Genomic DNA, 15173 nt, shown 5'->3' with positions numbered 1-15173 from the left:
CCCAGTCATGTCGACTGGGGTCCGCAGCGAACCGTCCGCCGGAAACCGGCGGGACGGCTTCGGTTAGCGTGTTTCGCGCGCCTCGTCCCGGTGGCGCACCATGTAGGCGATGGCCAGGGCCAGCATCACGGCGCCAAGGACGAAGTTGAGCCAGGTGGTGGCTGCATTGGTGGACAGGAAGTTGGCCGCTGATTCGCCGGGGCCGACGATCAGGCCGTACAGCCACATCGCCAGGTACAGGATGCCGGCTCCCATGAGGAAGTCCCGGGCACCGCTGGTGGTGCGGCTCATGATGTAGCCCACCACGCCTACCACCAGGTAGACGATGTTGAGCAGCATGGACACTTGGAACGCGTTGATCAGCATGGCGCCGGAGCCGCTGGCGAAAGCCATTTCTCCGTACTCCATGGTGATGCCGGGGATGAAGCCCAGCACACCGATCACCAAGAGAACAATTCCCGAAGTCATCGCGGCATTTCGCACATTTCCGCGCGAGACGTGTGCGTGATGCGCATGCGGTGATGCGGTAGTCATTTCTCCTCCCAGACAATGAGTTCGAAACTTCGTCGAGTAACAACTCGGCTGTTGGTAGGGGCGCATCTGACGTCAGAACCAGCGCTTTCAGTTTACGTCCGCCTGGCCGCGGCGGCACGGAAAAATGACGACGGCGGTGGGCGGTCCGGTCCTGTCGGCGCGGCTGCCCGGGTGGTCCGGAACCGGGGGCGGTTTAGGCCTCGAGCAGCCTCTTGAGCGTGTGCAGGTCCCGGTCCACGGCGGCGGCATCGGCTTCGAACGCCGCCTCGTCCATGCCGTCACGGTGGTAGAGGGTGAACACCACCTCTGTCCCGTCGCCGTTGCCGAGCACACGCAGCGGGTTGTAGACAGCTTCGCCCGACGGCAAGGTCACGTAGTGGTCCAGCACGCCGAAGTCGTTGCGCTCGGTAAACGTGACCCGCACCGGTCCACTGTCGGTCTCGGCGACCCAGGCGTCGTCGACCACTCCGATGGAGGAGCTGAGTCCGGCGGCCCACTGCGGCATGTTCTCGGGTTTGGCGGCGAACTCGTAGACCTCTCCAACGGGTCGGTTGATGGCGATGCTGATGTGCCGCGATGCAAACGTCATGTGGCCAGTCTTCAGGTTCGCTCCGACGCGGGCAAGACCCGCGGAGCGCCCGGCACCGCCGGGAGGATCCGCGGGCTCGCGATGCCGTCGGGAGGGTCTGTGGTTGGCGCGCGGCGGCGCGCGTTGCCGCAGGTTCGAGCCGGTTAGCGTGTGCATGACAGACTTGGACCATGGCATCCCTTACCGGCAACGGCGACGATCTCCATGAGAAGGCAGCCCACATCGGCATGCGCCTTGAAGACCGCTGGCAGGCGGTCCGGGAACGGCGGGCACGGCAGCGCGGTGACGTGGCCACCGTCATGCCGTTTACCGGCTACGGCACCGACGGCTGGATCCGCGTGCTGGCCCGGGTAGTGATGGCGCGGCCCGGTGCCTTCGACAACGGCCGCATGCCCTCGAAGCTGGTGGCCGACGGCATCCGCGGCTGGCGCAATTTCATCAGCCCGCCCGTGGCCAACGCGCGGGTGGTGATCCACGCCGACGGCATTGAGCACCAAGTGGTGGCCGACCGCGGCGGAGTGGTGGACGCCAAGGTTTCGGTGAGTCTGGCTCCGGGCTGGCACACCGTCACGCTGCGCTGCGAGGACTCTGAACCGGTGGAAGCCGCGGTCTACGTGGTGCCGCCGGACACCCGGTTCGGGGTGGTGTCCGACGTCGATGATACCGTCATGGTCACGGCGCTGCCCCGCCCGATGCTCGCGGCCTGGAACACGTTCGTGCTGGATGAACATGCGCGCAACGCCACGCCGGGCATGGCCGTGATGCTGGAGCGGGTCACGCGCGAGCATCCGGGCAGCCCGGTGTTGTATCTATCCACCGGTGCCTGGAACGTTGCGCAGACGTTGACGCGTTTCCTGTCCCGGAACATGTACCCGGACGGTGCGCTGCTGCTCACCGACTGGGGGCCGACGAAGGACCGCTGGTTCCGCAGCGGTCAGATGCACAAGGTGGACCAGCTGCGGCGGTTGGCCGAAGAATTCCCGAAGATCAAGTGGCTGCTGATCGGCGACGACGGCCAGCACGACGAAGCCATTTACGCCGGCTTTGCGCTGCGTTATCCCGACCACGTGGCGGCCATCGCCATCCGCCAGCTGTCGGTGAGCGAAGCGGTGCTGGCCGGCGGCCGTTCCCAGGACGGCCCGGTGGGACCCGCGCGCAGCATCCCGTGGATCTACGCCTCCGACGGGAAAGGCCTGGCGAACCAGCTTCAGCAGCTGGGAATCCTCTAACGCCGACGGCGCCCCGGCTGGGAACCCTTCAACGACGACGGCGGCCACCGCTGGGAATCCTCTAACGACGACGGTGCCCCGCTCCTGATGGAGCGGGGCGCCGTCAAGCGGCAGTGCCCGGACGTCGTTCCTGCGGGCGCGGCCTGTTAAACGGCGGCCTCCAGCGGGCCGAAAACGGCTTCGATCATGGCCCGCGCCGTTTCATTGTCAGTCTTTTCGGCCAGCGCAAGCTCCGAGGACAGGATCCGCATGGCCTGTTCGAGCTGGTGCTTTTCACCGGCCGAGGAGCCGCGTTCGATGGCCCGCAGCGAGAGGTCGCGGACCACTTCGCTGACCCGGTAAATGTCGCCGCTGTTGATCTTTTCCTGGTTGGCCTTGAACCGGCGCGACCAGTTCTCCTGATCCTCCGGCACCTTCGCCTTCAGGATCGCAAAAACTTCCTTAACGCCTTTTTTGCTGATGGCCTTGCGTACGCCGACCGTTTCCGCGTTGCCCAGCGGCAGTTCGATCAGCAGGCCGTCGTGATGAGCGCGGAACTGTACGAACTTGGTCTGGCAGTCCTTGAACGGACGGGTCCGGAGATCGGTCACGGTAACAGCGCCGTGCGGGGGATAGACGAGGGTGTCGCCAACTTTAATGTTCATTGATGCCCTTTCATGCCATTATGGCAGATACTGCCACATTGGCAGCGAATACTCAAATATGGGGTATCTTGGAAGCTGCTATGCCACAGAAAACGCCGACCAGCGGCGCTTCCAGAACCGATGTGCCCGGCCCGACCACGGCTGAGCTCCCTGTCGCTGCACCCGGATTAAGGGAGCGGCGGCGGCGCCAGACCCGGACGGAAATCAGCGAGGCCGCGCTGCATCTGTTCCAGGAACACGGCGTGGATGCCACCACCGTGGACGGCATCGCCCACGCCGCCGGGATCTCCCAGCGCACGTTTTTCCGGTACTTCACCAGCAAGGAAGAAGCCGCGCTGCCGGCACACCAGGATTTTGACGCCGCGCTCGAGGCCGGGCTGCTCACCATCGATCCGGCCGGCAACCCGCGCGAAGAGCTTGAGCGCGTCTACCAAGAGGTGATGCAGGGGTATGCGGACAACGACGCTCCGGCGGCCCGCCGCATGTTGCTCGTCAACCAGCTCATCCGCAAGGAGCCCCTGCTTAAGGCCGCCATGCTCAAGCACAATGCCACCCGGACAACCGGGCTGGTGGACGCCCTGATGGACCGGTTCGGCCGCGACGGGGTGAGCGACCTGCAGATCAGGTTGGCGTTCGAGACCTGTGCGGCGGTGGTCCGGGTCGCGTTCGAGGTGTGGGTGGCCCGGCGCGAAGCCGGCCGGAACGACAACCTGCCGGACATTTACGCGGCTGCCCTGCAGTTGTCCCACTGACCATGCGAAACACAAGAACCCCGGCCCTTACGACGACGACGCCGTGCCCGTGCCCGAGCGGCCGGGCCTACGGCGAGTGCTGTGGGCCGTTCCACCGCGGCGAGGCCGAGCCGCCGACGGCGGAAGCGCTGATGCGGTCGCGCTACACGGCGTTCGTCGCCGGGGATGCCGCCTATCTGCTGCGCACGTGGCATTCGGAAACGCGGCCCGCGCAGCTCGAGCTGGACCCCGCGCTGCACTGGACCGGACTGGAAATCCTCAAGACCGTCCGCGGCGGCGTAACCGACCGTGCGGGCACCGTGGAGTTCCGAGCCGGCTACCGCGAGGGCGGCCTGGATCGCACGCAGCAGGAGAAGAGCACCTTCGTGCGCGAGGACGGCCGCTGGGTCTACCGCGACGCCATAGCCTGAGCGCACCCGGCCGAGATGGGCGGCGGCGGTGCACCACCCCGGGGCGTCCGTCAGTCGCCCGCGCGCCCGGCATCACGCCGCGCGAGCACGGGGGCGCCGTCGTCGTTGTTCAGTCCAGGGCCAGGACGGCGTAGATCCCGAGCGCGCCGAGCACCACCACGCTGCCGGCAACCCAGGCGGCAGCGGCGGCGTCGGCGTGGATCCTCTCGTCGGCCACGCCGGAGACCGCCCGGCGGTACCGGAGTTTCTGCGTGATGTAGATGCCGAACGCCGTGCACAGCGCCACGGCGACCAGAGTCCCGGTGAACCAGCCGTATTCCGGCATCCAGCGCAGGAACATGGCTGTCGCCACGATCATGGCCAGGGTGGTCCGGCTCCAGGCCAGGGACGTGCGTTCGGGCTGCAGGCCGGCGTCGTGATGTTCCGGCTCCGGCACGGCGCGGGCGCGTCGCATCAGGACGGCCGCAGGACGACGAAGACCACCAGCAAGGCCGCCACCACACCGCCGCCTACCGCCAGGATCGGGGCTATCAGCGGCAGCGGCAGGGGAGTCTTGTGGCGCATGGCCCGCTCGACGTTGAGCCAGCGGAAGAACGAGCCGCCGCCGATCGCCATGGCCAGGACCAGGAGGATGATGGCGATGGTCTTGCGGATTTCCGGGACGAAGACGCCGCCGGTGAAGACCTCCACCGCGATGCCGCCGGCCAGGAGTGCCAGCGAGGTGCGGATCCACGCCAGGAAGGTACGCTCGTTGGCCAGCGTGAACCGCGGGTCGGGCTCGGTGCCGCCGCGGAGCAGTTTGTCGGCGAGTTTGCCGCGTTCCGGGCTGGGCGAGGGCGAAGAGGTAGGCACGGCTTCATGGTAACCAAGTCCGCGGTAGGCGCGGCGCCGCCTTACGTCACATGCCAGACGTCAGGCCGCCGGCCGGTCCCGGTCGTCGTCGTTGTCCTGGTCCATGCGGGCCACGGTGAAGAAGCGGTTGCCCGCCCCCTTGTGTGAACTCGGCACCAGGAGTTTGGAGTATTTTTCGCACCACTGGGCGGCGCCGCCGGAATCCGCGGCAGCTGCGGCGATGGCGTCAATATCGCCGGACCACCCCAGAACGCGTTCCCCCTCGAGGCAGAACTGGATGAGTCCCAACTCGGTATCTACGTGCAGTTCGACGTCCACCCAAACGTCGAATCCCACAGTGCTGCTGGCTGTATCTTCTGTTTTGTATGTGTTCATCACGAAACCTGTGTTGCGCGTCACACCCTGTGGCGCCCTCCCACTATAGGGTTCACCATGCGGAATGCCAAACGGTTTCCCCAGCCTAAACGGCCGGTAAAGTGAATCGGGCGATGACTCAGACACCTTCCGCCCAGCGCCTCACCTGCAACGTGCCGATGCGTTGGGGAGACATGGATGCCTACGGGCACATCAACAACGTGGAAATCCTGCGCATTTTGGAGGAAGCACGCATCCACGCGTTCGGGCCTCCGGCCGGCACCGGCGGTCCCGGGCTCGAGGTGGATTTGCCGGTCTTCTCCGACCTGCCCGAATCCACCCAGGCTTTGGTGGCGGAGCACCGGGTGAAGTACGTCCGGCCGCTCAGTTACCGCAACATCCCGGCCCACGTGGAGGTCTGGATCAGTGCGATCAAGGGCGCCAGCCTGACCATCGCCTACCGGATCATGGACCCGGTAACCGCCGAGCAGTGCGTGCTGGCCGAAACCACGCTCGCGTTCTTCCACACGGATACAGGGCGGCTGCTGCGCCTGAATGAGCGCCAGCGATCGATCCTGGCACCCTACCTGGGAGAGTCCAACTTCCGCTGAGACGACGACGGCGATGGGCCGCCGTCGTGCCTAGCCCTCCCAGCCCAGGTTGCGGGCAATCCGCTCCAGCACGTCGAGGGTGGCCGTGTACTCTTCCTCGCTGATGCCGTCCGCCATGCGGGCGCGCGTGCGATCGACCACCTCACCGAGGGAGGCCAGGCTGGCCCGCCCGGTGTCGGTCAGCGCATAGTGGCCGTTCTCGGCGCTGACCCAGCCGCTTTCCACAAGTTCTTCGACCGGTTCCTGGGGCCCTTCGCCCTCTTCCTCCGGAATGAAAGGCCCTAGGGCTTCCGCGAGCTCGTCGGCGGTGGATGGCTTGTCCGCGAGCAGGTTCATCATCTGCCACTGCCGGCGGGTGATGCCGTGTTCCTCCATGGTCTCGATGAACTGCTCGTCGAGCAGCCGGTCAACGAGCTTCAGCCAATAACCGATAGGTCGTAGAGGTGCCATGCCGCCACCCTACAAGGGTCCGCGCGGCCGATCGACTGAAATTGCCGGACACGCCGCCGCGCCGAAGGCAAAGGCACCCCGGGGCCTGCGTGGCCGGTTCCTGACGGGCGCGCGGTTGGACCCGACGCAGACGGGGAAGCTTTCTGCCCTGAGCAGACCCTGCTGACGCCGACGGCGCCGCTTCCTACGATGGAAGCAGCCAGAAGGGAGTTCCGCCGTGCTCGAACTTCAGAAGCTTCATCGCGGTCCAAGTTCAGCGCCTCCGCCTTTGCTCCGCGACGTCTATGGGGCGGTGCTGCGCAGGGAGCGTCGTCGCCAGCGGCGCACCCTCGACGACGTCGCCAGCCGGGCCGGCGTGTCACTCCAGTACCTCTCGGAGATCGAACGCGGCCGTAAGGAGGCCTCCTCTGAGATCCTCGCGGCAGTCTGTGCGTCGCTGGGGTCGGGACTGGCCGCCTTCCTGGCGGCAGTTCACCGTGAGATGGCGGCGGTCGAAGGAAGGGCTGTGCTGCATCTTCAGTCCCTGCCATCGGACTCCCGGCCCGTTGGCCGCGCGCGGCAGGAATATGCAGATGCTGCTGATCTGCTTTCTGTGGGCTTGGCAAACCGGGACCTGGCCCCGCACGCCCCGGCGGACGCGTGCCGCCAACTGGGCGCGGGCGTTCAAGGCGGGCCGCCGCCGCTTCTGATGGCCGCCTGACGCTATACGCCGCTGCACGCCCGGCGCGGGTCGCCGTGCACAGGGGCCACGCGGCCTGACGTGTTCCGACAACGAACCCGCCGCCCGCTGCTCGCCTCCTATCCTGCCCCAGCGTCTGCGGCGGAACTGCGCCACCGGTCGCGCCGGTTCTGCGCCACCACCGGTTGCGCTGGTTATGCGCCAACGGCTGCGGCCGGAGACAGGAAAAACGGGCAGGTGCAGCCTTTCGGCTGCGCCTGCCCGTTTTAGTTCGGACGTCCACTTGATCCGGGGTTGCCCGTTGCGGTTTCCGCCTGTTCCGGCGGTTGCCCGCTGGGGTGTCCGCCCGTGCCGGGGGTTACCCGGCGAGGTTCGGCCGGGCCGCCTGGGAACTTAAGCCAGGGGGGCCAGCTTGGTCTTGCCGAAGACGGCGCGGTCCACCGAGATCCGGCCGGGGCCAACCAGTGCCAGCGCCAGCGCTGCGGCGCCGAGCAGCAGCACCAGTTCGTAGCCGCCGCCGTCCACGAAGACGCCGGCGGGAGCGTGGACGAGCACCAGGGCGCCGAGCATGTCCAGCGTCAACAGGGCCGCCACGAGCCGCGTCAGCAGGCCGAGGATCAGGGCGATGCCGCCGGCGAGCTCCAGGCCGGCCACGATCGGTGCGGCGATGTTGGCGGCCGGGACGCCCATCTGGCCGAAGGCGGCCTGGGTGCCGGCGATGGTCCATTCGTTGAACTTCTGCCAGCCGTGGGCGACGAACAGGAAGCCCAGGACGACGCGAAGAACTGTGCGTGCAGTGGTGGTCAAAGCGGAGTTAGTCATGATGTTTTCACCGTTTCAATGGTCAGAGGATCGGCCGTCTGGAACGAGCGATAAGCATCAATAACTTGACGCTTCAATCAAATATTGACAGCAATTATGTTGAAGTGTCAACTTTTGGTCCCGTGTCTGACGGTGCGAGGCGGGCAGCAGCCCAAGCTGGCCGGACCGCACGGGCTGGCCGTCCCAAGCCCCAGCTGGCCGGACCGCACCGGCTCGCCGTCCCGAACCCCCACGGGATGCCGCGGTGGCCGAACACTTAGGCACGGCGGACCGGTTGGCGCAGGATCGTCCTGAGCTTGGCCGGTTCGGTCTTGCGCGGGTCGCCGAGATAGATCTCGTGGTGGTGCCCGTTCGGTTCCAACTCGTTGGCCGGTAGGAACTCATCCCTCAGACGGGTCAAGACCGGTCCTTCGTCGTCGTACGCACCCACGTGCATGACCTGGGCGCTTAGTCCCTCGTCCAGCCATCCGTGCCGGAGCGATCCCACCGAGGGAAGACCCTTTGTGGCTGCCGCCTGCCGCATCGCGTCTTCGATGTGTTCCGGCTGCAGCCAGTCAGGCTGGCGGATCATCATCGTCCACGACCACTCGTCCTTGGCCCGCCGGGTGAAGGCGGTCATGTCCTTCGCCCACCAGAGGCCTTCCAGCGGGCCGACGACATAGTCGCGCCCGAGTTGCTTCTTGCTGGTGAACTTCAGCGTGTAGGACACTGCGTATAGGGCCTCGACCGCCCGCAGGTACCCGTCCGCCGTGTTCGGATCGCCGTGGCCGTCCGCCTGCAGGAACTGCATGGGCGGCACGGTAACCAGCTGGAAATCCTTGCCCGGGGCGTACAGCTCCTTTTGGTCCTTCTTGAAATCCAGCTTGTCCATGGGGCTTTCCGGTGGTGGGCAGCGGGCAATGTGGTCTAGTTATATCGCGTAGTCACGGATGAAACGAGGAACATGCTGCAGCAATTCGCCGCCGAATGGTGGACCAGGATCACCGCCGGTTTCATGCGCGGTGAACCACTCCAAGCCGGAGCGCTGGAGCTGGCGGTCATCCTGGCCGCGGCGCTGCTGTTGTCGGTGCCCCGAGCAAGCTGGCGGTATTTCGGGTTGTTCGTCACGGCGGTCCATGAACTTGGACATGCCTTCGCTGCGCTGGCCACGGGGCGGCTGGTGCGCGGAATCCATTTGCGGTTCGACCAGTCCGGCGCCATGATCAGCCGCGGGGCGGGCCGGGCATCAGCGGCCTGGACCGGGTTCTGGGGCTACCCGGTGCCCGCGCTGGTCGGGGCGGCGCTGGTGTGGGCCGCCTTCAGCGGTTGGTCCGGTGCCGCCCTGTCCGTCAGCGCGCTGCTGCTGCTGGCCACGCTCCTGTTCATCCGGAACCTCGAGGGCGTCGTCATCGCCGTGGGGTTGGCGGTAGGTGCTCAGCTGCTGGTGTGGTTCGCGCCGGTGGAGTGGCTAGGGCACCTGACGCTCGCCATCGGCGTCGGGCTCCTGGTGGGGGCCGTGCGGGACTGGCTGAATCTGCTGAGCGTGCACACCCGGCGCCGGCACCAGCTGGCCAATTCCGACGCCTTCATCATGGCGCGCCGGACCGGGGTCCCGGCCGCGCTCTGGCTGGCCGGGTTCGCGGTGGTCATCCTGCTGTGCTGGGCGGCTGCCGTGGCGACCGCGGCCGCTGTCGTCCCGCTGGCGATTCTGTAACGGATTCCCGGTCCCCTCGGCCTTCTGGAGTGGCCCTGCTCACAGCAATGTCATTCGCCTTGGGGTCCGAAGGGACCGCGTCGGTGCACGGGAATTATCGCCGTGTGTGAGACGTTGTTGACCGATGTTGAAATCTGTGGAACAGCAGCTATGATGGGCGCTCGCAGATAGGTCAAAACAACGAGAACTTCAGGAGTTTTAAACCCGCATGGCAACCGATTACGACGCACCGCGCAACAAGGACGACGACAACAATAATGAGTCGCTCGAAGCCCTTCAGGCTCAGCGCTCCGGTGGTGCGAAGACCGCGCTGATCGACGTCGAAGACTCGGACACCGCCGAGGGCATCGATCTGCCCGGTGCCGACCTCTCCGGTGAAGAACTGGTGGTTCAGGTTGTTCCTCCCCGTGAGGACGAATTCACCTGTGGCTCCTGCTTCCTCGTCCGTCACCGCAGCCAAGTAGCCCGCGAAAAGAACGGCGAGAAGTACTGCCGCGACTGCGAAGGCTAAATCCCCAATCTTTCGAACCCCGCGCTGGGACCAGCGCGGGGTTCTGTGGTTAAATCACACGCTTCGGACGGCCTCGCGGATCGGCGTGCCGCCGTTGATGAACTCGATCACCTTGCCTGCAGTGGCAGGAACGGCCAGCACTTCGGCCGCCACCATGGCAACGTCTTCGCGGCTCACTTCACCGCCAGGAGTACCCGGTCCGGCTTGGATCTTCCCGGTCGCGGGCTGCAACGTCAACGAGCTCGGCCCCAGGATCGTCCAGTCCAGTGATGTGGACTTCAAGTAGTCGTCCGCGGCGGCCTTGGCATCGGCGTAGGGGAAGAACGCGTTGTCCTCCGGCACGCCGTGGTTCTTGCCGGCGCCCAGATAAGACACCATGATGTAGCGCTGCACCCCGGCCGCCACGGCTGCGTCCATCGACCGGATGGCCGCGTCCCGGTCGACTGCATAGGTCCGGGCTGGATTGCCTCCGCCAGCGCCGGCCGACCAGACGACGGCGTCGTGGCCGCGCAGTCGGTCTGTCAGGTCGTCGGTGGTTGTCTTCTCGACGTCGGCGATCACCGGCACCGCACCCGTTTCCCGGACATCGGCGACGTGGTCCGGATTGCGGATGATGGAGCTGACTTCATGGCCCTGCGCGGTGAGGATGCGGGACAGGTGCAGCGCGACCTTCCCGTGGCCCCCGAAAATGGCAATGCGTGACATAAGGTTCCTTTCGGTGTCGTCCATCCCAATCTAGGCACGGAGTCAGGTGGCGGCCAATGGCCGGCGTCCTTGACGGTGACGGCGCCCAGCCGTCGCCCGGCCTGATTCGGTGGCTGCTCGTCGCCGCGCTGGCTCCCCGTTGACGTGCGTTCGGCGGGTTGGTCCGCTGGTTAGGCCGCCGCGAGCCCGGCCCTCCGATTCCGCCGTCTTAGCCGTCGCTGCCGGTGAGATGGATACCGGCTTCCGGCGTGGCCACCCGGAAACTGAAGGACTGCTCGATGTACAGGTAGACGAACTCTTCATCATGCCGGTCGTAGCCCACCGAGAGGTCCTGGCCCGATTCGAACAGGAAATCGCCGCCGCGCAGGCTCATCACGATGGCCCCGCGGACTCCCGGCGCCCAGACAATCGGACCGCCCAGCAACTTGCGCAGGTGCTCGGACAGCAGATACCCGCCCCGCTCGGTCGCCTCCACCACGGCGGTGTAGTGTCCGGGGCCGAGGGCCAGGCCGAACGGACCTCCAATGCCGGCCTGGAGCAGCGCCGAGACGGCCTTGGCAACACGCTTGGGGTAGTCATTGAAGTCAGTCACGCGGGGCACCGGCGAATGCGGGGTCGCGCTCGTGACCCCCTCAATGCCCACCTGGCGCCAGCCATGGAATACGGCCGCGTTCTCCGCAATGGCAATCTGCATTGCTGCCTCGGCCAGGTCCGTGAGGTCCACATCGGCCGCACCCCGGTCATGGTCAAGCAGTTCCAGCCGCGAAACCTTGAACGGTGCGCGCATCTCCACCAGGGGCAGCACCCCGCGCCGTCGCGTCGCCACGCCGTCGGCCAGGGCCGGACCCGTGATGCTTTCGGTGCGGCCAAGGTTTGTCGCCGAATACTCCCAGCCGAATGGACCAGCGAAATCCACCATTTTGCGGGCCCCGAGCGCAACGGTGAGCCGCTCCCTGGCCTCCCGGTCCAGCAGCGCCCAACCACCGTCGGAGATGGGGGCGTGCTCGCGCAGCAGGTGATCCATGGTCATGAGAAGTCCTCCTTGAGGCTGCCGATTCCCAGGGACGAATCAGAACCGGCTCGCCACCGGCGAGGGTCCGTACGACGTGCCGCACCCGACGGAGAGCGGCCCACCGGCCCGGATGCAGGGACTGCAGTTTCGTCGGTGCCCGCAGCGGTGCCGGCAGCCGTTGCTGCCTCGGCCGCCCCGCCGTTGGCCACAATGTCGCCGTCCTGAAAGAGGGTGCCCCGGGCGATCTGGCGCCATTTCGGTTTCCTGCGCAGGAGAAACTCCAGGTCCATGCTGAAGTGCTTGAACTCCTCCGCCAGGGAATCCTCCATGATGGCGACCGATTCCGGGTCCTTCTCCAGCGACATCCGTTGTGCGTACCAGCCGATGGCCTCGGCCTCCTCTGTCAGGTTGGCGCACATACGCGCAAAGGTCCGCGTCTCGGCGGAGAGCTCTGCGGCGGGTTCGTGGTACTGGTCAAAGCCCATCTGGATTCCTCCGTGAGGTTGTGCCTCTTTGCCAGCGTAGCCACGGCCCCGCTGGCTGACTACCTTTGACGGGCGGAAGGCCCGGGAGTGCGGCCTGGCTACCGTATGACCGCCAGGCGTAGCCATAGATCGGCCGAACTGCTGCGTTCTTGTCTATTTCTGGCCGGCCCGGATCGGCCATCTTCCGGGCGCTGGGATTGCCCCATCGCGTAGGGCTTCTGCCGGTGAAATCCGCGCTAGGCCTACGCAGTACACCGGAAGAATCCATGAAGAACCACAGGGACGGCCCGTCGCGGCCGGCGAGTTCACGGCGGACCGCTAGGGACGGCCCGGCGCGACCGACAAGTCCACGGCGTACCGCTAGAGAACGGCCCGGCGACGCGGACGCGTTATCGGGAACGCTACCGCGGCATAGTAAAGTTGCAGGGTGATTCGCCGAAACTCCGCCTTGCTCATGCTGCCACTCGTCGCCCTGCTTGCCACCGGCTGCGCGCAGGTCGAACAGGCCGCCTCCGACGCCGTCGACCAGGCCGCCAATTCCGCTTCCGAGGCCGTGAACCAGGCCGCGTCCAACTTGGCCAACGCAGCGGTCGGGGAAGCAGTCAAGCAGGTGTGTGCCCCGATTCAGGACGGCAGCATCGGTGAAAATGAACAGGAGATGCTCGCTGGTCTGGTTTCTGCCGCCGACGCAGCCGGTGTTCCCGCGGAGATCACAGGGCCGATGTCGCAGATCGCCGAGTCCGGCGACCAGATCCCGGCCGACGCCCTGGCCTCCATGCAGCAAGCCTGCGACAACAACGGCGCGGGGTAGTTAGGCAACCAACTGACCACTCCCAAACCGCTCTTGCGCGGAATGGGAAAGCCTGTGGGGCGCCAGGGCAGCCGGGGGACCGGCGGGAACGCCGCTTTCAGAACGGCGGCGTTTCAGGCTGGGCCGGCCAACCGTCAAATGGACTGGAACTTCTGCCGGGCGGCGCCGTGGCTCCCGCGGCGCTGTCCGCCCCGATATCGAGTTCCGACTGCATCGGGACCTTCGGCGGACCTAAGTGGCCGAACGGCGTCCTGCGGACCGTCGCGTCAGGGTCTAATGGGCCTCCGTCCGGGGGAGGGCTGCCGGACCGACAGGGTTCTAAACCTACTTCGGCCGGCTCCGGCAGGCGTTCGGGCAGCGGCGCGTCTTTCAACCACACGTGGTTGCGGAGCGGCCTTTGAGCCGGGTCGACGCTGAGCGGCGGTAGGAACCAAGGCACGCCCTTGCTCACGGTGACCCGCCAATCTCCCTGATGCAGCAAATGGTGGTGGTGCCCGCAGACCAAAACGCCATTGTCGACAGAGGTCGGACCACCCTTTTCAAACCACTGGATGTGATGCACTTCGGTCCAGGGAGAGGGCGCAGTACAGCCGGGGAAGGCACAACCTCCATCCCTGGCGATGATGGCCAGCCGCATGTACTTCGGAAACAACCGCTGGGACTGGCCGACATCCAGAACCGCACCCCTGCCGGAGAAGATCACCGGGATGATGTCGGCATCGCAAGCTATCCGCCGTATTGCCTTGGCGCTCAGCGGCCCGGAGAAGATGCTGGTTCCCGGACGTCCGACTTCGGAGGCCAAATCCTTGTAGTCGATGGTGACCAGCAGTTGCGGCCGTCGACCGCCGGCCGCTGGTAGAAGATCCGTGGTGAGAGCGATTTTGCAGGCACCAATGAGGCCGTCGAGCTGCTTCTGCTGCCGGGTACGCCCGTCCTCTACCGTCGCATCAACTAAAGCATCCGCTCCGCTGTCTCGAGCATCCGTGTCCGGGGTTAAGACCTCGTCGTCGTTATCGGAAGCGCCGTTCAATCGGGAGGCCGCATTTGGTGCGTCAACCGCGTCAAATCCTACTGCCCCGGCCGTGGCCGTCCCTTCCCTCAAACGAGGGTTGGTGGCGGTGTTGTAGACGGTTGCAAGAACTTCATTCTGTTCGTCGGTGGCGTTGATTTCGTAGCAATGTAGGCCATTGCGCCGCCCGCGATAGAACAGGCCCTGGCGTGCTTTGAGCTCGGCTGGCCCGAGATCGGCGCCGGCTGGGTTGAGGCCGCCTTCCCAATGCCGGATCAGCAGCCTGAGCGAGTCGGTGTCGTAATCGGAGGCATGCTGAACCAGTGCCTCTTCCATCTTGCGGAGCTGCTCCGGCTCGGCGGTGCGACGCAGCCCATCGACAGCCCTTCGGATCAGGGTTGCGGCCTGACCAGAGACCATTCCATCATCCATTGCACGGGCGAGCACCGGCAGCCTGGGCGACACAACAGGCTTACCCGGGGGCGCTGGGCGGACTTCGGTGGCTTCCGCGAGTTGGAAGCGTCGTGCAGCCTCCTGCCGGGCAATGCCCAACTTCGCCCGCAGATAGTCTTCGTTCGATTTGTAGGCGCCGCGCATACGATGATTCGGTGCCTCGGGGTCATGAGGCTTGTCTGTTTCCCCAACGGCGGCGATGTTTTGCTCTTTGATGATGCCCGCCAGAATCAGCTGGGTTTGACCAACAATGTTGGCCAGCTCTTCAACCTCTGCCGCCGTCCGGGCCACCGACTTGGTACTGCGTGTCAGCCCGTCGTTCCGAAGGCGATTATTCAGTTCGCTGACCTCGGCGCGGATCCGGGCCAGCAGGACGGAATCGTCCTGCCCTGCCCCCGCAGCCTCATCCAGCACCTCGATCGCCATAAATACAGCCTATGAAGCCCTCGAACAGGGTAGGGGAACCAAGGGTCGGCATGTGGATGAGCAAGCGCGCGGGGCTGGCTGTGGAGAAGAAGTGGATGGGTGCTCAGGCACGGGCGTCGAGAGTCAAGCGATCTCGATGTGT

21 protein-coding genes are annotated in these 15173 nt (G+C 66.0%); 8 read left to right on the top strand and 13 right to left on the bottom strand.

Annotation, left to right across the window (positions count from 1 at the left end):
- Positions 1–63: 63 nt before the first annotated feature.
- Both AC5RUH_RS05005 and AC5RUH_RS05000 read right to left on the bottom strand, forming a co-directional pair.
- Positions 64–468: a DUF4383 domain-containing protein gene (locus tag AC5RUH_RS05005; protein ID WP_494073418.1), complete on the bottom strand. Its 405-nt coding sequence runs from the start codon at positions 466–468 to the stop codon at positions 64–66.
- 259 nt (positions 469–727) lie between these two features.
- Positions 728–1123: an SRPBCC family protein gene (locus tag AC5RUH_RS05000; protein ID WP_494001710.1), complete on the bottom strand. Its 396-nt coding sequence runs from the start codon at positions 1121–1123 to the stop codon at positions 728–730.
- A gap of 170 nt (positions 1124–1293) precedes the next feature.
- On the opposite strand from AC5RUH_RS05000, the gene AC5RUH_RS04995 reads away from it, so the two are divergent.
- A complete protein-coding gene (locus tag AC5RUH_RS04995; protein WP_494076754.1) occupies positions 1294–2352 on the top strand; it encodes an App1 family protein phosphatidate phosphatase in 1059 nt (352 codons plus the stop codon).
- Between the two features lie 146 nt (positions 2353–2498).
- Here the strand turns inward: AC5RUH_RS04995 and AC5RUH_RS04990 are convergent, their stop codons facing one another.
- Complete coding sequence (locus tag AC5RUH_RS04990) at positions 2499–2996, bottom strand: CarD family transcriptional regulator (RefSeq protein ID WP_494128059.1); 498 nt, start codon at positions 2994–2996, stop codon at positions 2499–2501.
- 80 nt (positions 2997–3076) lie between these two features.
- Here AC5RUH_RS04990 and AC5RUH_RS04985 point away from each other — a divergent pair, with 80 nt between their 5' ends.
- Both AC5RUH_RS04985 and AC5RUH_RS04980 read left to right on the top strand, forming a co-directional pair.
- The gene (locus AC5RUH_RS04985; protein WP_493979572.1) at positions 3077–3748 is read left to right on the top strand and encodes a TetR family transcriptional regulator; all 672 of its coding nucleotides are present in this window, start codon (positions 3077–3079) and stop codon (positions 3746–3748) included.
- Between the two features lie 2 nt (positions 3749–3750).
- Entirely contained in the window at positions 3751–4158 is a 408-nt protein-coding gene (locus AC5RUH_RS04980; protein ID WP_494128058.1) for a YchJ family protein, read from the top strand.
- A gap of 109 nt (positions 4159–4267) precedes the next feature.
- On the opposite strand, the gene AC5RUH_RS04975 is transcribed toward AC5RUH_RS04980, so the two are convergent.
- The 3 genes from AC5RUH_RS04975 to AC5RUH_RS04965 are packed head-to-tail and all read right to left on the bottom strand — an operon-like array spanning position 4268 to position 5346.
- Positions 4268–4612, bottom strand: a complete 345-nt coding sequence (locus AC5RUH_RS04975; RefSeq protein ID WP_494014628.1) for a DUF202 domain-containing protein — start codon at positions 4610–4612, stop codon at positions 4268–4270.
- A complete protein-coding gene (locus AC5RUH_RS04970; RefSeq protein WP_494001704.1) occupies positions 4612–5010 on the bottom strand; it encodes a YidH family protein in 399 nt (132 codons plus the stop codon). Before AC5RUH_RS04970 ends, AC5RUH_RS04975 begins: the two co-directional genes overlap by 1 nt.
- 60 nt (positions 5011–5070) lie before the next feature.
- On the bottom strand, positions 5071–5346 hold the full coding sequence (locus AC5RUH_RS04965) for a hypothetical protein (protein WP_494128057.1): 276 nt from the start codon (positions 5344–5346) through the stop codon (positions 5071–5073).
- A 152-nt stretch (positions 5347–5498) separates the two neighbouring features.
- Between AC5RUH_RS04965 and AC5RUH_RS04960 the strand changes: the two genes are divergently transcribed.
- Positions 5499–5975 (top strand): acyl-CoA thioesterase, encoded by a 477-nt coding sequence (locus tag AC5RUH_RS04960; protein ID WP_494001702.1) that lies wholly within the window; start codon positions 5499–5501, stop codon positions 5973–5975.
- Between the two features lie 30 nt (positions 5976–6005).
- Here AC5RUH_RS04960 and AC5RUH_RS04955 read toward each other — a convergent pair whose 3' ends face one another.
- Positions 6006–6425, bottom strand: a complete 420-nt coding sequence (locus tag AC5RUH_RS04955) for a MarR family winged helix-turn-helix transcriptional regulator (RefSeq protein WP_494023447.1) — start codon at positions 6423–6425, stop codon at positions 6006–6008.
- Positions 6426–6642: 217 nt separating this feature from the next.
- Here AC5RUH_RS04955 and AC5RUH_RS04950 point away from each other — a divergent pair, with 217 nt between their 5' ends.
- Positions 6643–7125 (top strand): helix-turn-helix domain-containing protein, encoded by a 483-nt coding sequence (locus AC5RUH_RS04950; protein ID WP_494128056.1) that lies wholly within the window; start codon positions 6643–6645, stop codon positions 7123–7125.
- Positions 7126–7497: 372 nt separating this feature from the next.
- Here the strand turns inward: AC5RUH_RS04950 and AC5RUH_RS04945 are convergent, their stop codons facing one another.
- Entirely contained in the window at positions 7498–7926 is a 429-nt protein-coding gene (locus AC5RUH_RS04945) for a DoxX family protein (RefSeq protein ID WP_494023449.1), read from the bottom strand.
- A gap of 256 nt (positions 7927–8182) precedes the next feature.
- A complete protein-coding gene (locus tag AC5RUH_RS04940) occupies positions 8183–8797 on the bottom strand; it encodes a GyrI-like domain-containing protein (protein ID WP_494128055.1) in 615 nt (204 codons plus the stop codon).
- Between the two features lie 72 nt (positions 8798–8869).
- On the opposite strand from AC5RUH_RS04940, the gene AC5RUH_RS04935 reads away from it, so the two are divergent.
- Together AC5RUH_RS04935 and AC5RUH_RS04930 are read left to right on the top strand one after the other, a co-directional pair.
- Entirely contained in the window at positions 8870–9619 is a 750-nt protein-coding gene (locus AC5RUH_RS04935; RefSeq protein ID WP_494023451.1) for a M50 family metallopeptidase, read from the top strand.
- Between the two features lie 208 nt (positions 9620–9827).
- The gene (locus AC5RUH_RS04930) at positions 9828–10130 is read left to right on the top strand and encodes a DUF4193 domain-containing protein (protein WP_493979582.1); all 303 of its coding nucleotides are present in this window, start codon (positions 9828–9830) and stop codon (positions 10128–10130) included.
- A gap of 54 nt (positions 10131–10184) precedes the next feature.
- On the opposite strand, the gene AC5RUH_RS04925 is transcribed toward AC5RUH_RS04930, so the two are convergent.
- The 3 genes from AC5RUH_RS04925 to AC5RUH_RS04915 all read right to left on the bottom strand — a co-directional run bounded on the left by AC5RUH_RS04925 (position 10185) and on the right by AC5RUH_RS04915 (position 12332).
- A complete protein-coding gene (locus tag AC5RUH_RS04925) occupies positions 10185–10835 on the bottom strand; it encodes an SDR family oxidoreductase (protein WP_494128054.1) in 651 nt (216 codons plus the stop codon).
- A 208-nt stretch (positions 10836–11043) separates the two neighbouring features.
- A complete protein-coding gene (locus AC5RUH_RS04920; RefSeq protein ID WP_494128053.1) occupies positions 11044–11865 on the bottom strand; it encodes a family 1 encapsulin nanocompartment shell protein in 822 nt (273 codons plus the stop codon).
- Positions 11862–12332: a ferritin family protein gene (locus tag AC5RUH_RS04915; protein ID WP_494023454.1), complete on the bottom strand. Its 471-nt coding sequence runs from the start codon at positions 12330–12332 to the stop codon at positions 11862–11864. The genes AC5RUH_RS04920 and AC5RUH_RS04915 overlap by 4 nt, the downstream gene beginning before the upstream one ends.
- Positions 12333–12786: 454 nt before the next feature.
- Between AC5RUH_RS04915 and AC5RUH_RS04910 the strand changes: the two genes are divergently transcribed.
- Positions 12787–13143, top strand: coding sequence for a hypothetical protein (locus AC5RUH_RS04910; RefSeq protein WP_494128052.1), 357 nt, complete (start codon positions 12787–12789; stop codon positions 13141–13143).
- 97 nt (positions 13144–13240) lie between these two features.
- Here AC5RUH_RS04910 and AC5RUH_RS04905 read toward each other — a convergent pair whose 3' ends face one another.
- Positions 13241–15031 (bottom strand): HNH endonuclease signature motif containing protein, encoded by a 1791-nt coding sequence (locus tag AC5RUH_RS04905; RefSeq protein WP_494128051.1) that lies wholly within the window; start codon positions 15029–15031, stop codon positions 13241–13243.
- Positions 15032–15173 lie beyond the last annotated feature (142 nt).

The organism is Arthrobacter sp. Y3223166 (assembly GCF_059090935.1).
The sequence above is the reverse complement of the archived record's forward strand: the minus strand, read 5'-3'. Positions and strand labels throughout refer to the sequence as shown.